Below are 19,158 nucleotides of genomic sequence, written 5' to 3'. Positions count from 1 at the left end.
TTTTAGGCAACAGGCAACAGCTCATCTGGCAACAGGGAATATATAGAAACAAAGTATTTTTGCTTGCTATGAGATGCACTCTTTTCTTCTCTCCTAGATAACTAAAGCCTCCTTCTTTCTTCTTCCTTCTGAAAAGTAATTCGGATTCTACGAATTAGTTAATAACTGAAGTATTACGCAACCATAGCACTAATGCATGATAATTGGTATAAAGTCTTCTTCTTTCTTCTTCCTTCTTCCTTCTTCCTTCTGAAAGAAAAGATGCCGAAATATCAAAAATTTAAAATTTAGACAATGTAATATTTTCTTGTCTCCTAGATAACTAAAGCCTCCTTCTTCCTTCTGAAAAGAAAGATGCCGAAATATCAAAAATTTAAAATTTAGACAATGTAATATTTTCTTGTCTCCTAGATAACTAAAGCCTCCTTCTTCCTTCTTCCTTCTGAAAAGAAAGATGTCGAAATATCAAAAATTTAAAATTCAGGCAATGTAATATTTTCTTCTATCCTAAATAACTAAAGCCTCCTTCTTCCTTCTTCCTTCTTACTTCTTACTTCTTCTTTCTGAATTGCTATTTCTTTTAACAATTCACGATTAATTTTACCCTGATAATTACGAGGTAAATTTTTAACTTTAACCCAAGATTTAGGTTGTTTAAACTTACTCAATTTTTCATTAATAGTAGCCATAAACTTTTCTACAGAAACTTCTAAGTCATCAGAAACATAAACAGCAGTCACAATTTCACCCCAATATTTATCGGGTAAACCTATTACACAAACATCAGTAACTAATCCAGTTGCTAAAATAGCTGCTTCTACTTCTGCCGGAAAAACATTTTCCCCACCAGTAATAATTTTTTGACTACGACGACCTACTATATTTAAGTAATTTTGATTATCCAAAAATCCTAAATCATCCGTCACAAAACTTTCAGAAGAATTAAATAAGTTGGGATAATATCCTAATGCTAAAGAATGAGCTTTGATGTTAATAATTCCAATTTTATTTTTGCCTAAAATCTCCCCATTTTCACTTTTAATCATAATTTCTGCGTGGGGTAAAATTTGACCGTTGCTATTATTTCCTTTCAAAAAATCTTTGGGTTTAAGAGTAGCAATTTGAGCAGCAGTTTCAGTCATTCCGTAAGTAGGTGCTAATCTAATCTGATATTTTCTAGCTACATCAAATAATTCCTGCCAAGCAGGTGCGCCACCTAAAAGCACTGTCTGAAAATTAGATAACCATTTTGCTGTTTCTGAATTTTGTATCAGCTTTTGTAATTGAGTTGGTACTAGGGAAATAAAAAATTTATTGGGATTAATATTCCATTCCTTTTTGTCGAAAATTTCTTTATATGATGGCAAAATTACTAAATTTCCTCCAGTAATAAAGGAGCGCATGAATTGCATTAAACCACTGACGTGATATAAGGGTAAAACACAAAATGAGTTAATTTTTTGTACTTGGAAATATTTTTGGAAGCCTTCCACAGATGCTATTAATGTTTCCCATGTATGAATGGTAAATTTAACTTTTCCAGATGAGCCACCAGTAGGAATCATAATCAAATTTTTTGGAAAAAATTCCTTGGTATTATTATTAGTATGTATTGGTTTTAGAGAGATGCTATTTTGAGGAGATACATCATTTTTGTATATATCTGCTCCTAGAAAATTTTCGTCGGGAGTATTTCCAAAAATTATATCTGGTTGTACTAATTCTAATACTTGTTCCCATTCTTGTTTCCCCCAATTTGGATTACATAGAAAGACTTGAAAACCAGTAGCAACAGCAGCAACAAAACTGGTAATAAATTCTGTTGGTTTTGATTCTGATATAAATATCTTTGGTGCAGATTCTGGGTGAAAATTTTCGTTCAAGTAATCAAACTTTTTTTGACTAATAGAGTAGATATAACTACTTTCATTACTAATTAGTAAATCACTATTTGCACTCAGATAGTTAAAAATTTGGTTCATAAATTGTCTTGTCATATTTTCTCTTGTTCATTAAATCAATGGGGAATTACAAAACCAAAAGCACAATTTTTGAGTAGATTTTGTTGTAATTATGTTCCAAGTCATAGTGCAGTTTTTCTAATAACTTTTGTTTCAAACACTCAATAGAATAAAGAGGGCAGGTTTTGAGAACTAGATTCTCTTATCTCAAGGCTTTTAGTTAAACCCGCACCTACTTATTACCAATTAGTAAATCTCTACTTTTACTTAGATAGTTAAAAATTTGGTTCATAAATTTTCTTGTCATATTTATTCTTATTCATCAAACTAATGAGTAATTTCAGTTATTACTTATCAGTTTCTCAGTAAATCACTACTTAGGGCTTGCTGATTAAAGATAAAAGTCTTGATATATAAAGGTTTTTGCCTTTTTAGGTAGTAAAAAAGTAGCAGGTTTTTGCCTGCACATTGCTCAAAAAGTGAGTATTGGGGCAAGATAGAGGCAGAACAATTTGGGGATAATTTTTCCAAGTAGTTCCTCTACGACTCTTTCCAACTCTTGACTCTTCACTACTCCCTACTCCCTACTCCCTATCTCAACAAAAAGACTTTTTCAGCAAACCCTACTTATACTTAGATAGTTAAAAATTTGACTTATAAATTGTCTTGTCATATTTCTTCTTGTTCATCAAACTAATGAGTAATTTCAGTTATTACTTATCAGTTTCTCAGTAAATCACTACTTTTACTTAGATAGTTAAAAATTTGACTTATAAATTGTCTTGTCATATTTCTTCCTGTTCATCAAACCAATGGGTAATTTCAGTTATCAGTTTTTCGGTAAATTACTACTTGTACTCAGATAGTTAAAAATTTGGTTCATAAATTTTTTTGTCATATTTATTCCTGTTCATCAAACCAATGAGTAATTTCAGTTATCAGTTATCAGTTATTACTTATCAGTTTTTCAGTAAATCACTACTTGTACTCAGATAGTTAAAAATTTGACTTATAAATTGTCTTGCCATATTTCTTCTTGTTCATCAAACCAATGAGTAATTCCAAAACCAAAAGCACGACTTTTAAGTATATTTGGTTGTAATTCTGTCGCGAGTTGTAGTGCTGATTTTCTACCAATTTTTGTTTCAAATACTGAAGAAAAAACTACATCAATAATATGATTTTGGCAAAAATTACGGAGTTGGGAAGGCGAACCAAAAATAGCAGGTTTTATCGAAAATATTCCTCGCCAACCCTGTTGATAATATTGTTGCATTTTACTGAAGTTAGCAACAGATTCATCTAAAGCAATAGGAGTCAAGTGTTGATGACTTAATTTCAACATTTCCTCAAATTTATCGACAGATAAAGGTTGCTCTATAAATTCAATTAAATTGAGATTTTCACATATTTCTAACCATTGTTTTGCCTCCTCAAAAGTTAATCCAGCATTAGCATCTAATCTGAGATTTGCTTCTGTAGGAAGTGCTTTAACTAACTGCTGAAAAATTTGGATTTCTGTTTGAATTTTATTAACTCCTATCTTCCATTTAAAAGTACGATATCCTTCTTGCCATAGTGGCTTCCAAATTTCTATAGCTGGCTCTCCTTCTGGTAATAAAGCACTGTAAAAATTAGAGTTTTTCAATTCTTCTTTCTTATCTATTTCTCTTTCTCTAAGATTTTCCCAAGCCGACTCAAAACCAAACTTACAAGCAGGTAAATTTTCAGGAATAGATAAAATTGTTTCTACTGTAATTTCTGTTGGTAAGTGGTGACAAAAATCTAAAGCTTCCGACAAAGTTTCAGAGCAAAACCAACTCAAAGGAGCAATTTCACCTAAACCTATTTTTCCAGTTTTGCTGGTTAGTTGTAAAATAATTCCTTCTCTAATATTCCAGATACCATGGCTGGTTTTGAGAGGTTGTTTGAAGTTCCTTTTGTAGAGGAAAAATTTTAGTTGATAGTGCATAATTTTTGTGGAAGGTTTTCTTTGAAAAATTCAACCTCCTAGTCTATTTTTTACAAGGTATAGTAGTTTCAAATAAAAATGAGACGGATAAATCCCTTATTTTTAAGGATTATATCAAGGTTAAGTGTCTCAATCTTAATTGGAATGACTATATAGCAACTGCTACAGCGGTTAGGGCAGAGAAAAATATCAAATTATTAGACCATCTCATAGAGACGATAGCTATGTTTGTCTTTTATGTCCTAAGCTCCTTGGTGACTGCTATAAAATTTATAGTAGTGTTTATTAAATTAGTCTACATCTATAAAAGTTGATAGTACATAATTTTTGGGGGAAGATTTTTTTGGAAAAATTTAACCTCTTTGCCTTTTTATTGCAAGGTAAGGATAAAATTTATAGCAGTTTTAATTAGATTAGACCACATCTATAAAAGTTGTATTTTTGCTGTCTGATTTATTTAGCTGAAAATCACAATCATCGGGTGCATCTCAATTTTGAATAAAGCTAAAAATTTATTGCTTTTAGGCAACAGCTCCGAAAGGCAACAGCTCATCTGAGAATATATAGGAAAAAAGTATTTTTGCAAATATGATATGCACCCCAATCATCCTTATATTTTCAATTTATCAGCTAATTTTAAATCTGACTCTTGAAAATTACTCGGCAATCAATTATAGTCGTGACATACCTATCTTGTTCTTTCTCAAGGGAAAAAAATGCTTACTGAGTTGTTGACGAAAAAACACACTAAGAATTTTTATGTATATGACGTTGATGGTAGTGGCTATGTAGAAGAAGCAGACTTACAAAGGTGGGCAAAAAATCTTGCTCAATTGCGAGATTGGCAACCTGGAACATTAGAATTTGAAAATATTCTTGCTAAGTTTAAGGATATCTGGACGAATTTTTGGCAACCTGCTGATATTAATGATGATGGAAAAGTGAGTCTTCAGGAATACTTAAAAGTTGTCGAGGTATCTGTTGATAATTTTCCTAATTCACGAGAAATGCAGGAATCTCATACTGCTAAAGCTAATACTATTTTCAGTATCCTTGATGCGGATAATGATGGAACTATTTCTCAATCTGAATACATACAATTTTGCCGAGCTATTGGTTTAGATGAAGCAACTGCTAAATCTGCATTTATCAAATTAGATGGGGATGGAAAAGGGTATATTTCACGAGAAGAATATCTTCAACGAAGTCAAGATTTTCATGTCAGTAACGATCCTGATGCTTTAGGCAACTGGCTTTATGGTTCCTATGAAATTTAGCTTTTCTTGAATTACTTCTTCTTCCTTCCTTCTGCCAAAAAATTTATTACATTTTCAATCCATTCTCTAGGATTTTCCCAGTGAATATTATGACCAGATTCAGGAATTATTTTCATATTAGCAACTTGACATAATTCTGCTATTTTTAAATTAATAGCTTTAAATTTATCATCAGATTCTCCCACCATTAATAAAGTAGGAATCTGATGATTTGATAATTTATCCCAGAGAGAAGGTTGATTGCCTATTCCCAAATTTCGGAGAGACTTTGCTAATTCTAATGGTTTATTTTCTAACCGTCTTTCTATGACTTTCTCAAAACTATTATTTTGCCTCAAAGATTTAAATAATCCTTGACTATACCAATTAGATAAAAATTCTTGAAAATTACTGTTTTCTAATTTATCAGCTAACTTTAAATCTGATTGACGACGGAGCGATCGCTCAACTTCAGTCTTTAATCCTGGCGACGCTGATTCTAATATTAATTTATTAAATCTAGTGGGAAAACTAATGGTCATATATAAAGCTAATCTGCCACCCATTGAATAACCAAATAAATAACAATTATCAATTTTCAACTCATCCAATAAATGAATCAATGCTATGGCAGTATTTTCCATATCGTAATACTCATCACTGCCAGTAACTATAGTTTTTCCATGTCCAGGTAAATCAACTGTTAGACAACAAAAATATTCACATAATTGGGGAATGAAATCGACAAAATCATTACTACTTCCCATAAATCCATGTAGTAATAGAATAACAGGGTTATTAGTGTTACCTGTTAAATAATAGTTGAGTTGATAATAACGAGATATTTCTGTCAATTTTGTCAAAAAAAAACCCTAGATAGGGTAAGAATAGGCGGTAGATTATTCACAGATATTTAATTTTTTACTACCTTTGTTATTTGCCTCTAGCCTCATTTACTTTGACATCATTTAAAATCAATGAAAACTGATGAACTTAGAGAAAAAATTTTGAAGTATTCTGAGATATGCAATTATTTGAGAGCTTTACTCTGCATCATCTCCTGCAAAAGTTAAGTAAACTCCGCTACCACGCTCCTCAATACCAAAGATAGATGAAGCTATGGCATTATTTGAGCTTTGAGCTGTTACTTCTTGACCTGTGATTTGTCGCTGGACTGGTGCAGATATTTGAGGTAGAAGATTTTTCTTTTCTTTTTTCATTGTGCTTTCTCCTATTATCAAGTTAGCTCATCAAAGAAGGGCTATCCTAAGTTTAAAAAATACCAGGTCAGAGCCTCGGTTGAATATAAAACCTCTGGTTGAAAACTTTCAGAAGATAGACGTTATTTGACTTTAACGGATAAATTTGAAGTTGGTACTTTTAAACTATGGGGAAGTCGCAACCTTCATTATTATCAACTCAAACAAATTAAACGAGTCAGAATAATTAGAAGGTATGACGGTTATTATGCTCAGTTTTTGATTGACCACACCAGGGAGAAAAAAAAAGAATTAACAGGAAAACAAACGGGATTAGATGTAGGTTTAAATCATTTCTACACCGATTCTGAAGGTAATCAAGTCGATAATCCTCGGTTTTTCAGAAAGGATGAGCGCCAAATCAAAAAGCTACAGAAGCGTTTATCTGGTACTAAAAAAGGTAGCAAAAACAGGATAAAAGCAAGAAATCGGTTGGGTAGAACGCATCTCAAGGTATCACGCAGACGTAACGATTGGGCTGGCAAAGCAGCACAGCACGTCATCCGGTCTAACGACTTGGTAGCGATAGAAAACCTAAAAGTGCGTAACATGGTTAAAAATCATCATTTAGCCAAGTCCATTAATGATGCTGCTTGGTACAAATTTAGGGAATGGTTAGAGTATTTTGGCAGCATTTATGGAGTTCCAGTTATCGCAGTTGAGCCATTCAATACATCTCAAAACTGCTCGAACTGCGGTAAAAAAGTAAGCAAAACTTTAAGCACTAGAACCCATAAATGTCCCCACTGTGGTTATGAAGCAGATAGAGACGTTAGCGTAGCTCCGACCTAGGAGGCAAATGCTGCAATCAACATTCTCCAATCTGCTCTCAAGCAACTATCAACTACCCCGGGGCGCGGGGAAAGTAACATCTCTGGAGAGACTGGCCTCTGTCTGGATGGGGAAACCCAAACAGATAAGCCGACTCGACGAAAGAGAAAGTCGAGCATAGTGATATTTAGAATCCTCTTGCCTTTAGGCAGAGGAGAACGTCAATCAGACTTAACAAACTTCAGCGCAGCAGAATTCAAACAATAACGCAATCCAGTTGGTGGAGGACCATCAGGGAAAACATGACCGAGATGAGCATCACAATTACTACAGAGAATTTCTGTTCTTCGCATAAATAAACTCCAGTCAGCTTCTTCTTTGATATTATCCTGATTAATCGGTGCCCAATAACTCGGCCAACCTGTGCCAGAATCATATTTCTCTTCGGAACTGAATAAGTCAACACCACAACAAACACATTTGTATATTCCTTTTTCTTTATTGTTGTGATATTCCCCTGTAAATGGTCTTTCAGTTCCCTTTTTTCTAGTTACATTGAACTGTTCTGGTGTGAGTTGTTCTTTCCACTCTTTTTCGCTTTTTTGAACTTTACTAACCATACTTTTAATATTCCTATTCACAGATTATTTTTGAGCACAACACCTAATTTTTAAGTGCTATATATTGTCATGCTTGACTAATTGTAACATATTGTTAAGCATTCTGAGGATTGTTTTTTTCCTTGGGCAGAAAATTATATAGAAAATATGGACGTTGAATCCAACGTCCCTACAGAGTAGATGGAAATAATTGATGATTTATCTACGATAATTGATTTTATTTTTTATTATTGGAGATGTCTATTAAGAGTGACAATCAATCTTAGACAGGGAAATATTTTTCCCACTGTTTTCTGTTCCCTGTTTCCTGCTCCTCATATTTCCCATATATCATGTTTAAATAATAAATCCCAAACCAAATAATAATCCACTAAAAAAATGTAGATAAACAGCAATAAATTTACAGTTACTAACTTTTTCTGGTTGGTCGTGATAATTACCAACATGGCGACATAACTGAATAGCAAATGGTAAACCACCAAAACTTAACAGAGTCCAAACAGGGAAAATTCCTAAACCTACACAGATAGAAATGAGTACAAAAACAATACCACAAGACCAACTTAATAATTGAGAACCTGCTTTAGTTCCCATTCTCACAATAGGCGATAGCTTCCCTGCTGCTAAGTCATCTTTTACTTGGTGAAAGTGAGAACAAAAGAGAATAATAGTAGTAGTAATTCCAATAATTATTGATGCGGTCAAACTTATCATTGAGCAACTTTTAGTTTGACTATAATAAGCAGCAGAAATTGCCAAAGGACCGAAAGCAAAAAAACAGAGAATTTCTCCTAAGCCTTGATATCCTAATCTAAAAGGAGGACCTTGATAAATATATCCCAAAAAACAGCACAACAATATTAATCCAATCACCGTTAAATCTTTTTGCCACCAACTAATTCCTGAAATTCCTAAAATTCCCAACAGTAAAAATAAATTACTCAGGACGAACATCAAAGATTTATTTCCTGTCAAATTTACTAAAGAATGGTGTTTATTTTTATCGATACCTGTTTCTGAATCAAATACATCATTACTAATATTTTCCCAGGCCAAAATTAAAATTGCTGATGTAAGAAATGTTGAAAAAATCGACCAATTAATCGAATTTTTTTCCCAGAAAGCTATTGCAGTTCCCACCCATATAGGCATAATAGCTACACTATACATAGGTGGTTTGATGGCAGCTAGCCATAATTTTTTTTGAGATTGATTTATTGTTTGAAATGTCATCTTAATTTGATAATTAATCTTTGATTGTGGCAATAGTTATGCTCGTTGATTGTCATAGTTTAATCAGTTGTGACAAACTTCTCAACCCTAAGTATAGATAATGATAAACATACTTCAGAAATATTTTTCGCTCACAACAATTGTTCATCTCTTAAGACTTTAATTTCCGAGTTATGCAGAAAACTTAACAAAAAATTATGTAATTTATTTTTCCTTTACATTTGATTCAATTTGGCCTTTCTAGTTGTTCTGAATAATCCTCTATCAGAGAATGTTGAAAGAGGACTCCCGCTAAATCAAAGATTATAGCGGTGAGATGAATTACAAAAACGCAAATTAATTGAGCGGTAGCGAATCCTTTGATCTAGGTTTTTGAGATATTTAATAAGGTTTGTAATTAATAATATTGTGTGATATTATTAATAGGTTAGGAAACAAAAAAAACCGTCAACGTGATTACTTTAACTTACCAGTATAAACTCAAAACTACAAAACAACAAGAAGCAGAAATTAATCAGATTCTTGATGTTTGCAAAACTGTATACAATTATGCTTTGAGAGAGCGGAAAGACTGGCTAAGTTCAAGAAAATCACTGATTAATAGTTGTTCAATTATTTCTGAATATATTATTCCTGCTGATGCTCCCTACCCTAATTATAATTGTCAAGCTAAAAGTTTAACAGTAGCTAAGAAAACTAATCCTAGGTTAAAGTCAGTTAATGCTCAAGTATTACAACAAACTTTAAAAACTTTAGATAGAGCATTTGTTGATATGAAAAGTTTAGGAAGAGGTTTTCCTAGATTCAAGAAGAGGATGAGGAGTTTTGTCTTTCCAGCAATGTTAAAGAATTGCTTGGGTAATAACAGATTTAAACTACCTCAGTTAGGTTGGATTAAATTAAGGCAAAGCAGACCATATCCAGAAAATATGGTAGCTAAACAAGCTAGGATAGTTAAAAAAGCTAGTGGTTATTATTTGATGGTTAGTTTCCAATCATCAGAGTTAGTTCCAGATAATCCAGTAGGAAAAAAGTCTTTAGGGATAGATGCAGGAATAGAAAATTTTGTAGCAACTTCTACAGGTAAATTGTTTACATCACCTAAGTTTTTGTTAGGTCAACTACGCGAGCTTAAATTGCTGCAACGTAGACTTAAAAATAAAACTAAAGGGTCAAATAATTGGTTAAAGCTTCAGAATAAAATAGCTAGCTTACATGAAATAATAGCTAATACTAGACGTGACTGGCATTTTAAATTAGCTCATCAACTTTGTGATTTAGCAGATAATACTTTTGTTGAAGATATTAACTTTACTTCCTGGTCTAAAGGTATTGTTAGAAAGCAATCTCTAGACTCTGGAATAGGTAAGTTTATTAATGAAATATTACCTTATGTTTGTTGGAAAAGAGGTAAATATTATGCCAAGGTTGATAAGAATTATACATCTCAATAATGTCCAAATTGTGGTTATTTAAACAAGAAAAAACTTGCTGAGAGAAAACATAATTGTAGCAACTGTGGTTGTCAGGTTAATCGTGATGTAGCTGCTGCAAAAGTAATCAGAAATAGAGGATTAAGAGCGGTGGGGCACACCGTTAAATAAAAGCGCACCGCCTGCGCTGAGGTTCCCTCAGCGTCAAGACGGAGCAAGAGAGCTTGTGGAGACGGTCTGACGGGGGTACAATTCAGCTTATTTGATTTGTTACCTAGTTAAGAGTCATTAAATCAAGAATCCCCCGTTATAATCTTTGATTTAACGGTGGGAGTGTCAAAAAACCAAACTTAAAGCTCTTGGCAATAGCCTGGCGCTAACTATATGTCAAAGTCTCAAAAAGAAAACAGAAAAGAGAAATGCAAAAAAAGGAGGGAAAAAGATTTAATTTTGACCATAACTATGGGGTCTAATATAAATAAAGGTGATAATTTTAATTAAAACTAGGGGATAAATTGGGCCATATTTAGTAATTGAACAGCCCTACCAATCACTTTCTCTTAATATTCAGTGAAAATTTCCGATTCTTTTTTTCATGCCTGCAATACCCACTTCTGTTAATCTATTTCAAAGCTGCCAGGACCTGCATCAGTTTCTGTTAAATTGTCAACAGACATTAACGGAACAGGTACAGAAAAAAGTCATTAGTATTTCTGTGGAAATATTACCAGTAGATCCCCTAGCAGTATTGCAGGAAATTTGTGAACCTCATCAACTACATTTTTATCTCGAAAAACAAATTATTGGAAAAACAAATACTGAAAAAAATACCTTAGCGATCGCTGCTGCAGATGCTGCTACCCACTTGACTGTTATGGGTGGGAACCGTTTCTCACAAGCTCGATCTTTTATTCAGTCATGTCTTAATAATACAATTGTTTTAGGTGCAACACATTTACCATTTTCAGGTCCTCACTTTTTTTGTAGTTTTACTTTCTTTGAACAAGATTCCCAAATCAATCTACATATTTCTCAAAATGGTAATTATCAGGAGAAACCATCTATAAACTCTCACTTTCCTTCTGCAACTATATTTTTGCCACAGTGGCAAATAACTCAGAAAAATAATCGCTGTATACTTGTGATTAATACAGTTATTACTACATCTATAAATATTAAAAATATTTCCCAGATAATTTGGCAGAAATACCAGCAAATTACTCAAATAAATAATACTTCTTTATCAAGTTTAATCAAGCCTCGCGGAAATCTTCGGAAAATTAATCCCAATCATTTACAGGACTTTAAAAAATCAGTAGCTTCCGCTCTAGATTTGATTAACTCAAATTCCTTAAAAAAAATAGTTTTAGCACACGCCATAGACATATATTCTCAAACCCCTGTTAACTTAATTCAGTCTTTAAATAACTTACGATTCATTTATCCAGACTGCTATGTATTTTCTACCAGTAATGGCAAAGGTCAAAACTTCATAGGCGCAAGTCCGGAAAGATTAATTAGTATTAATAATAATCAATTAATTACAGATGCTTTAGCAGGTTCAGCGCCCAGAGGTAAAACTTCCACCCAAGATGTCAAATTAGCCAAGAGTTTATTATGCAGTGAAAAAGATTTACGAGAACATCAATTTGTCATAGATTTTATTATTAAACATCTCCAAGATTTAGGATTAAATCCTCATTACCCACCTCAACCCCATTTATTACAATTGTCAAATATTCAGCATTTATGGACACCAATTACAGCAGAAATTTCCCAAAATATTCATCTATTAGAAATCCTAGCAGAGTTACATCCCACGCCAGCAGTAGCAGGAGTTCCTAGAGATACTGCTCAACAACAAATACATAATTTTGAAACTTTCGAGCGTTCACTTTATGCAGCACCTATAGGTTGGATAGACTATCAAGGAAATGGAGAATTTGTTGTAGGTATTAGGTCAGCATTAATAGACGGAGACCGTACCAGACTTTTTGCAGGTGCAGGCATAGTTACTGGTTCAAAACCAGAGAAAGAATTAGCAGAAGTTCAACTAAAACTTCAGACTTTATTAAAAGCTTTAGTTTAAGTAAATACAACCATTTGTAAGCATTCAGCTATTAGCATTCAACATTCAGCTTTTGAACATATTCAAGCAACGACTAAGGTTCGCTTATGACCAATTTTATTAATAACTTTTCATTCTTCTTCGAGACTAATTCTTTCTGCCACAATAATGAGTTAATAACTCATAGCTGATAGCTGATAGCTGATAGCTGACCACTGAATGCTTGCCAACCATTCTATTTATTCAGTAAGCTCTACATATAATAATAGAATTTATCTATCACAACTATCTGCTAGTTTTCAACTGCCATAAAGATATAATGCAAATATAGTTTAAGGGTAGAATTAATATGAACAATTTATTTGATAATTTGTCAAATCAAGATAGCAGTATTAGTGATAATTCTGGTTTACTTAATAACGATGACTTATCCTCAACACTGGATGACATAAATCAAGATTTACACCAGAATTTGACCGATGGTTTCCATCAGCAACAGCAATTCGACTATCAACATTCAAGTATGGGTTTAGGGGCAAATATAGACTTGGAGCAAAATAATTTTTCGTTCGATAATTTTGCAAATCAAGATAGTGGTATTAGTGACAATTATGGTTTACTTAACAATGATGATTTTTCCTCAACGTCGCATGATATAAATCAAAATTTTACCGATAATTTCCATCAGCAGCAGCAATTTGAACATCAAAATTTTGGTACAGAAATTTCTGGGGTAAACTCTCATGCTCTACCACCAGAAATTTCTCACTTTCAGCAAGAGCAAAATAATTTAAGTTTAAGTTCTCATACTTTTGAGAGTCAAAATATGAGTCTATATAGTCATCATTTAGAATTTAATTCATCCACCACTGCTGCATATAATTATGACGATAAATATCCTTACACAACAATAGATAATGCAGGTCATATTGACCTACATACAAGTAGCGATCGCTATGGTCATTATGTAGGTTATTTAAAAGATCGTAAAGTTTATAATTCTAGTTATCATTATTTAGGATATGCAGGTACAGATGGTAACTAAATAACCAAGAATTTCAGGCAGAAATAGAATATCAACATCTTGATGCTCAAGCAAAATTACAACAAAATAATCAAGTATTTCAAAGAGACTTGGAAAGTCAACGCTTTGCTCATCAAAAAGAACTACAAGAAAAACAAATCTCTGCACAATTTGACCTAGAAACTTATCGTCAAGAATTTCAAGGCAAAATAGTCTAGTACCAATGGCAAGAAAATCGGACACTCCAAGAATTTATTCAAGCAGTGGATATGCAAATAGCTAAAAGCAATCAATAATTTCAAGCATGGCTATTTCAACAACAAAAACAACTACAAATCGAACTTGCTCAATATAACCGAGAAACTCAATTTCTCAACGCAATATATCAACGAGAAGCTGCCCTAGAAATTAAAGAATTAGATAACTGGCTACTCAAAATTTACCCCTGGCAAATACTTGAATATCATCAAGGACGAAATCTTGTGCCCATACAAATAATACTCGCACCCCCAGAAATAGACTATGACCGTTTGAACACCTAAATAAAACTTCTACTTCTGGATTTCCTAAAGTAGAAAAACGTCTTTCCCAAAACTTACGAAATTTCCTCGAAAAATACTATCCTCTAGAAAACAAACAACGACCCACAGAATTAATAGACCACGCTTGGGATAGTAACCGTTTTGCTAGAGGTAGTGCAGTTAAAGCTATATTTAGTCGCTTAAAATCTGAACCTATACTATTAATAGAATCAGAAGTAGATGGAGATTTGATTAATATTCAAGTTGCCTATTGGAGTGGCGGACAAGAAATTTATCCTTTCTACAAAACTATAATTCGCAATCTACATTATCCGACAATTCTCTATGAATTTGCTATTCAACGTGCCTTACATTGGGAAACGAATGTTAAACAGAAACTCTTGGCAAAAGGGAAAACCGAACAAGAGATAAATCAAAAGTTTGGTGGGGATAATTTATCGAATTTGAGTAATTACAGGGAAAATGAAGAACTTCAAGGAGTGGGAATAGAAATTAAAAGAGGTTACAAAACCAATAGCGAAGACTAGGTAAAAACAAGAAAGAGATGCAGAGGAAAAAAGGCAGTGGGAGACGAAAGGGGAAGTCTTTACTTTTGAAGTAGTTACTGTCAACAACTCTGGCAAAATTATTAACCGCACCCAGGGAACTGCCAGGCAAAAAATCGCATACTTGGGTAATGGGATTAAATTAGAAATGGTTTATATTCCTAGAGAAAGTTTTCTCATGGGTTCGCCGGAAAATGAGGCGGGAAGAGATAGTAATGAAAGTCCGCAACATCAAGTTACTCTGCAAGCTTTTTATATGAGTAAATATCCTATTACTCAAAACCAGTACCAAGCCATTATGGGAAATAATCCTTCTCACTTTAAAAGAGAAAGTCGCCCAGTAGGAAAATGTGAATTGGCACAACGCCATAGAGTTTTGTTAAAAGCTATCTGAGAAAACTGGGAAAATTTATACCCTGCCCAGCGAGAGTCAGTGGGAATATGTCTGTCGCGCCGGGACGACTACTCCTTTCTATTTTGGAAAAACTATAACGTCTGAGTTAGTTAACTATGAGGGGAAAAGAGGACAAACAACAGATGTAGGAAGTTTTCCTCCCAATGCCTTTGGTTTATACGATATGCACAGGAATGTCTGGGAATGGTGTCTAGATGTTTGGCACGATAATTATAATGGAGCGCCTACTAACGGAAGTGCTTGGGAAACTGGAGGAAATAGTAAAATAAAATACTTCGGATTAAAATCCGACGAGTCACCTTTCATCCATCGCTTAAAAGACGATGGCTTTCATGCTCCCATGTTATTTAGGTAATAGAAGATTGCTCCGTGGCGGTAGCTGGTACTACAATTCTTGGGATTGCCGGAGTGCCAGGCGTGACTTCAACATTAATTTGGGTATAGTTATCCTTGTTTTAGAAGCTCCCGTTATAATCTCCGATTTAACGGGAGAGAACTTCACATATGATTCTCTCTATCTCCCTACTTATGAAATTGTATTTCAAAATTTAAAATTAATTTATTCAATCAAAAATCATACGCTCAAATTTCAAAACTAAGACGTTATAGTTATGACTATCTCAACAACAACCACAACACAAGCAGCTTTTCTGCTAAATATCTCAACAGGTAGATTGCGAACTTTACTTAATCAAGGCCGGGTTCAAGGAGCTTATAAATTTAAAAGACTTTGGATGATTCCCCTTAACCATCGGGGAATGCCAGAGATTACACCAGGTAGTCGTGGTCCACAACCTACTTGGAACAAACTTCAACGCAAAGCCAAAACTATTGTTCATGTTATACGGAAGAATATTGATTACAACCGAGACAATGGAACTTCTCATCCAGCAATTGCTGTGAAAGTGGGGGATAAAAAAAAATATTGCCACGCCCTGAAAATTAACGGACCTTGCCAAATCGTTTATCAACCTCATCAACCTAATAAAAGTCAAGCTGGGGGTGCCCGGCTGTGGATTGAAGTGGAACCAGAATATATAGTTGAGCGAAAATATTTTCCAGATGGAGATTATGGTCCGCCTCCAGAAGAGACTCCAAAAAAGTCTAAAGCTAAAAAGAAAAAGTCGGAAACTAAAGTAAATAACAGAAGTAGTTAGATATAGAGAGAGGCAAAGGTTCAGTTAATTGATATTCTATTGTTTCAGGTACTTTTATAACCCTGATACCAATTTTATGTGAGGCTGCAAGAATTAGGTGGTAGGTAGTAGGTGTTATACCAATTTTATGTGAGGTGGCACAGAATTATGAAATTTATTAACTTGTCTATCTCGATCTACAGTCAACCCCGATTAAAATATTTTTCTATGCAACTTCTTATCAATTTGGTATTAGTTTTTGTGATGAGTACCCTATTACTATTCAAAACTCAAAAATGCCAATTGATTTTAGAAATATAAACACAGTCTGGGCATCAATTTTAGTAGAAACATTACAATATCTAGGATTAACTACAGCAATTATTAGCCCTGGTTCCCGTTCCACGCCTCTAACATTTGCCTTTGCCACTCACCCAAAAATCGAAACAATTCCTATTCTTGATGAACGTTCCGCATCATTTTTTGCTCTAGGAATAGCAAGGAAAAATTATCAACCTGTGGTAATAGTTTGTACATCTGGTACTGCTGCTGCCAATTTTTATCCTGCCATAATAGAGGCAAAAGAAAGTCGTATCCCACTATTAGTTTTAACGGCAGACAGACCTCCAGAATTACGAAATTGTCATGCAGGTCAAACAATAGATCAAGTTAAATTATATGGCAGTTATCCCAACTGGCAAGTTGAACTAAGTTTGCCTTCTATAGAACTAAAAATACTTGAATATTTAAGACAAACAATTATTCATGGTTGGAGAAAAACAACTTTACCGACACCGGGACCTGTGCATTTTAATATTCCTTTTCGAGACCCTTTACCTCCTATACCCCAACCAGAAGTTATTTCCTTAGAAGCACAATTCCCCCAAAACTTTTTTGCTACAGTACAACCAATTTTCACAACAGAATTTTTGCCAAATTTTGACTTAACATTAGATTTAAAAAATCAACTTCAATCTGGCGAAGGCATAATTATTGCAGGTTTAGCACAACCCAAAAATCCTCAAAAATATTGTCAAGCGATCGCTCAAATTTCTCAAATTATCAAGTTCCCAGTTTTAGCTGAAGGTTTATCTCCTTTAAGAAACTATTCTCGGTTAAATCCCTATTTGATTAGTACTTATGATTTAATTTTAAGGAATCAGGAAATAGCACAAAAACTTATTCCTAAAATAGTTTTACAAATCGGCGAATTACCAACAAGTAAACAATTAAGAACCTGGCTAGAAACAACTAACCCTCACAGATTAATCATCGATGAAAGTGAGGATAATTTTGACCCGCTGCATGGGAAGACAAATCATTTACAACTTTCAGTAGAACAACTAGCTAAAATTTTTACTCCTAAACTTTTCCATAGTAATTCCGATGGCAATTACTTAAATTTGTGGTGCAATGCTGAAGTAAAAGTTAGAGAGGCGATCAACAAAAAAATGGCAGTAATTAATCAAATATTTGAACCTAAAATACCTTGGTTAATTTCTCAAATATTACCCCAAGGTACACCAATATTTATTGCTAATAGTATGCCAGTCAGAGATGTAGAATTTTTCTGGGTTCCTAATAATTCCCAAATCAAGCCATTTTTCAATCGAGGTGCAAATGGAATAGACGGTACTTTATCAACTGCTTTAGGTATTGCTCATCGTCAACAAAGCAGTGTTTTATTAACAGGAGATTTAGCACTTTTACATGATACTAATGGTTTTTTACTGAGAAATAAATTAGTCGGTCATTTAACTATTATTTTGATTAATAATCAGGGAGGTGGAATTTTTGAAATGTTACCAATAGCTAAATTTGAACCACCTTTTACAGAATTTTTTGCTACTCCCCAAGATATTAATTTTGCCCAGCTATGTAATACTTATGGTGTAGAACATCAGAAAATATCTTCTTGGCAGCAATTACAACAACTTTTAAATACTCTACCTAGTAGTGGAATAAGAGTTTTAGAATTACAAACAAACCGCCGACTAGATGCTAAATGGCGGTTAAATAATTTAGATAAATTTGCAGCAAATCTATTGCTATAGCAGAAGAAAGAAGGAAGAAGGAAGAAAGAAGAAGGAAAAATATTATGTTGTCTGAGTTTTAAGCTTTTGATCTGTCCGCGCCATTTGCTTCGACTACTATAAATTAAAGTGTATACCACTACAAAAATTGGTTAAGACATTTTTCAATCTTATTCGCAGAGCGTTTCCACAGGAAAAACCATTTTACAGTTCTCTATTCCCTGTTCCCTGTTCCCTATTCCCTAGCACGTAGCGCTATAATAATTTAATTTTTTCTTACTCTCAAATAATCCCAAATTTATGCAGCAGCAGGCTTACTCAATAAAGGATCTAACTCACCCTTTCCATCTAGAGTATAAATATCATCACAGCCACCAATATGTTGGTCATTGATAAAAATCTGTGGCACAGTACGATATCCATTCGCACGTTCAGCCATAGTATTTCTGGCAGCTGCATTGCCATCTATTTTGTATTCTGTATAGTTGACACCTTTCCACCACAGCAAAAGTTTTGCCCTTATACAATAGGGACAAGTTTGCCAAGTATAAATTTCAACGTTAGCCTTGATTTGTTCTGGATGACGACCAAGAATAGGATTAATAAAGTCAAACATTTTTAGTAATTAGCCCTAGTAATAAATTAGCAAGTGTAGATACTTTTTAACGTATTTTTCCTGAAAATTGCAACAACTTAAACTAACCTTCTGCCTTATTTAGCAATTTTATGACTTGATAAAAAGTGTCTTTTTTTTATAAATATACCTATCAATATTTTGCCCAAGATTGTTGTATTAGATCATATCTGTTTGAATACTGATAAATAAGAATAAGGGAGCAGGGAGTGGGGAGCAGGAAGAATGAGGAAGATTTGCCGTTGAAGTGAGAATA

General features: G+C 33.7%; 15 protein-coding genes and 2 pseudogenes. 10 read left to right on the top strand and 7 right to left on the bottom strand.

Annotation, left to right across the window (positions count from 1 at the left end; translation table 11 throughout):
• Window positions 1-515: 515 nt before the first annotated feature.
• Window positions 516-1,997: a 2-succinylbenzoate--CoA ligase gene (locus tag D5R40_RS01970; RefSeq protein WP_240038843.1), complete on the bottom strand. Its 1,482-nt coding sequence runs from the start codon at window positions 1,995-1,997 to the stop codon at window positions 516-518.
• A 973-nt stretch (window positions 1,998-2,970) separates the two neighbouring features.
• Window positions 2,971-3,933 (bottom strand): o-succinylbenzoate synthase, encoded by a 963-nt coding sequence (locus tag D5R40_RS01965; protein WP_124143991.1) that lies wholly within the window; start codon window positions 3,931-3,933, stop codon window positions 2,971-2,973.
• Window positions 3,934-4,649: 716 nt separating this feature from the next.
• Here D5R40_RS01965 and D5R40_RS01960 point away from each other — a divergent pair.
• Entirely contained in the window at window positions 4,650-5,210 is a 561-nt protein-coding gene (locus D5R40_RS01960) for an EF-hand domain-containing protein (protein WP_124143992.1), read from the top strand.
• An 11-nt stretch (window positions 5,211-5,221) separates the two neighbouring features.
• On the opposite strand, the gene menH is transcribed toward D5R40_RS01960, so the two are convergent.
• Together menH and D5R40_RS01950 are read right to left on the bottom strand one after the other, a co-directional pair.
• Window positions 5,222-6,052, bottom strand: coding sequence for a 2-succinyl-6-hydroxy-2,4-cyclohexadiene-1-carboxylate synthase (gene menH, locus D5R40_RS01955; protein WP_240038844.1), 831 nt, complete (start codon window positions 6,050-6,052; stop codon window positions 5,222-5,224).
• 180 nt (window positions 6,053-6,232) lie between these two features.
• On the bottom strand, window positions 6,233-6,409 hold the full coding sequence (locus tag D5R40_RS01950; protein ID WP_124143993.1) for an anacyclamide/piricyclamide family prenylated cyclic peptide: 177 nt from the start codon (window positions 6,407-6,409) through the stop codon (window positions 6,233-6,235).
• Between the two features lie 126 nt (window positions 6,410-6,535).
• Between D5R40_RS01950 and D5R40_RS01945 the strand changes: the two genes are divergently transcribed.
• Complete coding sequence (locus D5R40_RS01945; protein WP_511035093.1) at window positions 6,536-7,240, top strand: RNA-guided endonuclease InsQ/TnpB family protein; 705 nt, start codon at window positions 6,536-6,538, stop codon at window positions 7,238-7,240.
• A 200-nt stretch (window positions 7,241-7,440) separates the two neighbouring features.
• Here the strand turns inward: D5R40_RS01945 and msrB are convergent, their stop codons facing one another.
• Window positions 7,441-7,839, bottom strand: coding sequence for a peptide-methionine (R)-S-oxide reductase MsrB (gene msrB / locus D5R40_RS01940; RefSeq protein WP_124143994.1), 399 nt, complete (start codon window positions 7,837-7,839; stop codon window positions 7,441-7,443).
• A 336-nt stretch (window positions 7,840-8,175) separates the two neighbouring features.
• Complete coding sequence (menA, locus tag D5R40_RS01935; RefSeq protein ID WP_124144017.1) at window positions 8,176-9,072, bottom strand: 2-carboxy-1,4-naphthoquinone phytyltransferase; 897 nt, start codon at window positions 9,070-9,072, stop codon at window positions 8,176-8,178.
• Window positions 9,073-9,524: 452 nt separating this feature from the next.
• Here menA and D5R40_RS01930 point away from each other — a divergent pair, with 452 nt between their 5' ends.
• From D5R40_RS01930 to menD, 8 genes and pseudogenes are all read left to right on the top strand, one after another.
• Window positions 9,525-10,526, top strand: coding sequence for an RNA-guided endonuclease InsQ/TnpB family protein (locus D5R40_RS01930; protein ID WP_240038845.1), 1,002 nt, complete (start codon window positions 9,525-9,527; stop codon window positions 10,524-10,526).
• A 12-nt stretch (window positions 10,527-10,538) separates the two neighbouring features.
• Window positions 10,539-10,676: pseudogene (locus tag D5R40_RS38975) on the top strand (zinc ribbon domain-containing protein); the annotation flags it as partial.
• 424 nt (window positions 10,677-11,100) lie between these two features.
• A complete protein-coding gene (locus D5R40_RS01925; RefSeq protein WP_124143995.1) occupies window positions 11,101-12,594 on the top strand; it encodes an isochorismate synthase in 1,494 nt (497 codons plus the stop codon).
• A gap of 328 nt (window positions 12,595-12,922) precedes the next feature.
• Window positions 12,923-13,618, top strand: a complete 696-nt coding sequence (locus D5R40_RS01920) for a hypothetical protein (protein ID WP_124143996.1) — start codon at window positions 12,923-12,925, stop codon at window positions 13,616-13,618.
• A gap of 748 nt (window positions 13,619-14,366) precedes the next feature.
• A complete protein-coding gene (locus tag D5R40_RS36915) occupies window positions 14,367-14,666 on the top strand; it encodes a hypothetical protein (RefSeq protein WP_192901075.1) in 300 nt (99 codons plus the stop codon).
• A 58-nt stretch (window positions 14,667-14,724) separates the two neighbouring features.
• Window positions 14,725-15,454: pseudogene (locus tag D5R40_RS01910) on the top strand (formylglycine-generating enzyme family protein); the annotation flags it as partial.
• Window positions 15,455-15,710: 256 nt separating this feature from the next.
• On the top strand, window positions 15,711-16,256 hold the full coding sequence (locus D5R40_RS01905; protein WP_192901076.1) for a DNA-binding protein: 546 nt from the start codon (window positions 15,711-15,713) through the stop codon (window positions 16,254-16,256).
• Window positions 16,257-16,531: 275 nt separating this feature from the next.
• Window positions 16,532-18,289, top strand: coding sequence for a 2-succinyl-5-enolpyruvyl-6-hydroxy-3-cyclohexene-1-carboxylic-acid synthase (gene menD, locus D5R40_RS01900; RefSeq protein WP_124143997.1), 1,758 nt, complete (start codon window positions 16,532-16,534; stop codon window positions 18,287-18,289).
• Window positions 18,290-18,566: 277 nt separating this feature from the next.
• On the opposite strand, the gene grxC is transcribed toward menD, so the two are convergent.
• Window positions 18,567-18,884, bottom strand: coding sequence for a glutaredoxin 3 (gene grxC, locus D5R40_RS01895; protein WP_124143998.1), 318 nt, complete (start codon window positions 18,882-18,884; stop codon window positions 18,567-18,569).
• Window positions 18,885-19,158 lie beyond the last annotated feature (274 nt).

It is taken from the genome of Okeania hirsuta (genome assembly GCF_003838195.1).
Taxonomy (GTDB): domain Bacteria; phylum Cyanobacteriota; class Cyanobacteriia; order Cyanobacteriales; family Microcoleaceae; genus Okeania; species Okeania hirsuta.
This window is presented reverse-complemented; position numbering and strand designations above follow the sequence as displayed.

Bases quoted from the DNA above. Each gene is read 5' to 3' on its own strand.
- D5R40_RS01970 (WP_240038843.1), bottom strand. From the start codon at position 1,997: ATGACAAGACAATTTATGAACCAAATTTTTAACTATCTGAGTGCAAAT.
- D5R40_RS01965 (WP_124143991.1), bottom strand. From the start codon at position 3,933: ATGCACTATCAACTAAAATTTTTCCTCTACAAAAGGAACTTCAAACAA.
- D5R40_RS01960 (WP_124143992.1), top strand. From the start codon at position 4,650: ATGCTTACTGAGTTGTTGACGAAAAAACACACTAAGAATTTTTATGTA.
- D5R40_RS01950 (WP_124143993.1), bottom strand. From the start codon at position 6,409: ATGAAAAAAGAAAAGAAAAATCTTCTACCTCAAATATCTGCACCAGTC.
- msrB (WP_124143994.1), bottom strand. From the start codon at position 7,839: ATGGTTAGTAAAGTTCAAAAAAGCGAAAAAGAGTGGAAAGAACAACTC.
- menA (WP_124144017.1), bottom strand. From the start codon at position 9,072: ATGACATTTCAAACAATAAATCAATCTCAAAAAAAATTATGGCTAGCT.
- D5R40_RS01925 (WP_124143995.1), top strand. From the start codon at position 11,101: ATGCCTGCAATACCCACTTCTGTTAATCTATTTCAAAGCTGCCAGGAC.
- D5R40_RS01920 (WP_124143996.1), top strand. From the start codon at position 12,923: ATGAACAATTTATTTGATAATTTGTCAAATCAAGATAGCAGTATTAGT.
- D5R40_RS01905 (WP_192901076.1), top strand. From the start codon at position 15,711: ATGACTATCTCAACAACAACCACAACACAAGCAGCTTTTCTGCTAAAT.
- menD (WP_124143997.1), top strand. From the start codon at position 16,532: ATGCCAATTGATTTTAGAAATATAAACACAGTCTGGGCATCAATTTTA.
- grxC (WP_124143998.1), bottom strand. From the start codon at position 18,884: ATGTTTGACTTTATTAATCCTATTCTTGGTCGTCATCCAGAACAAATC.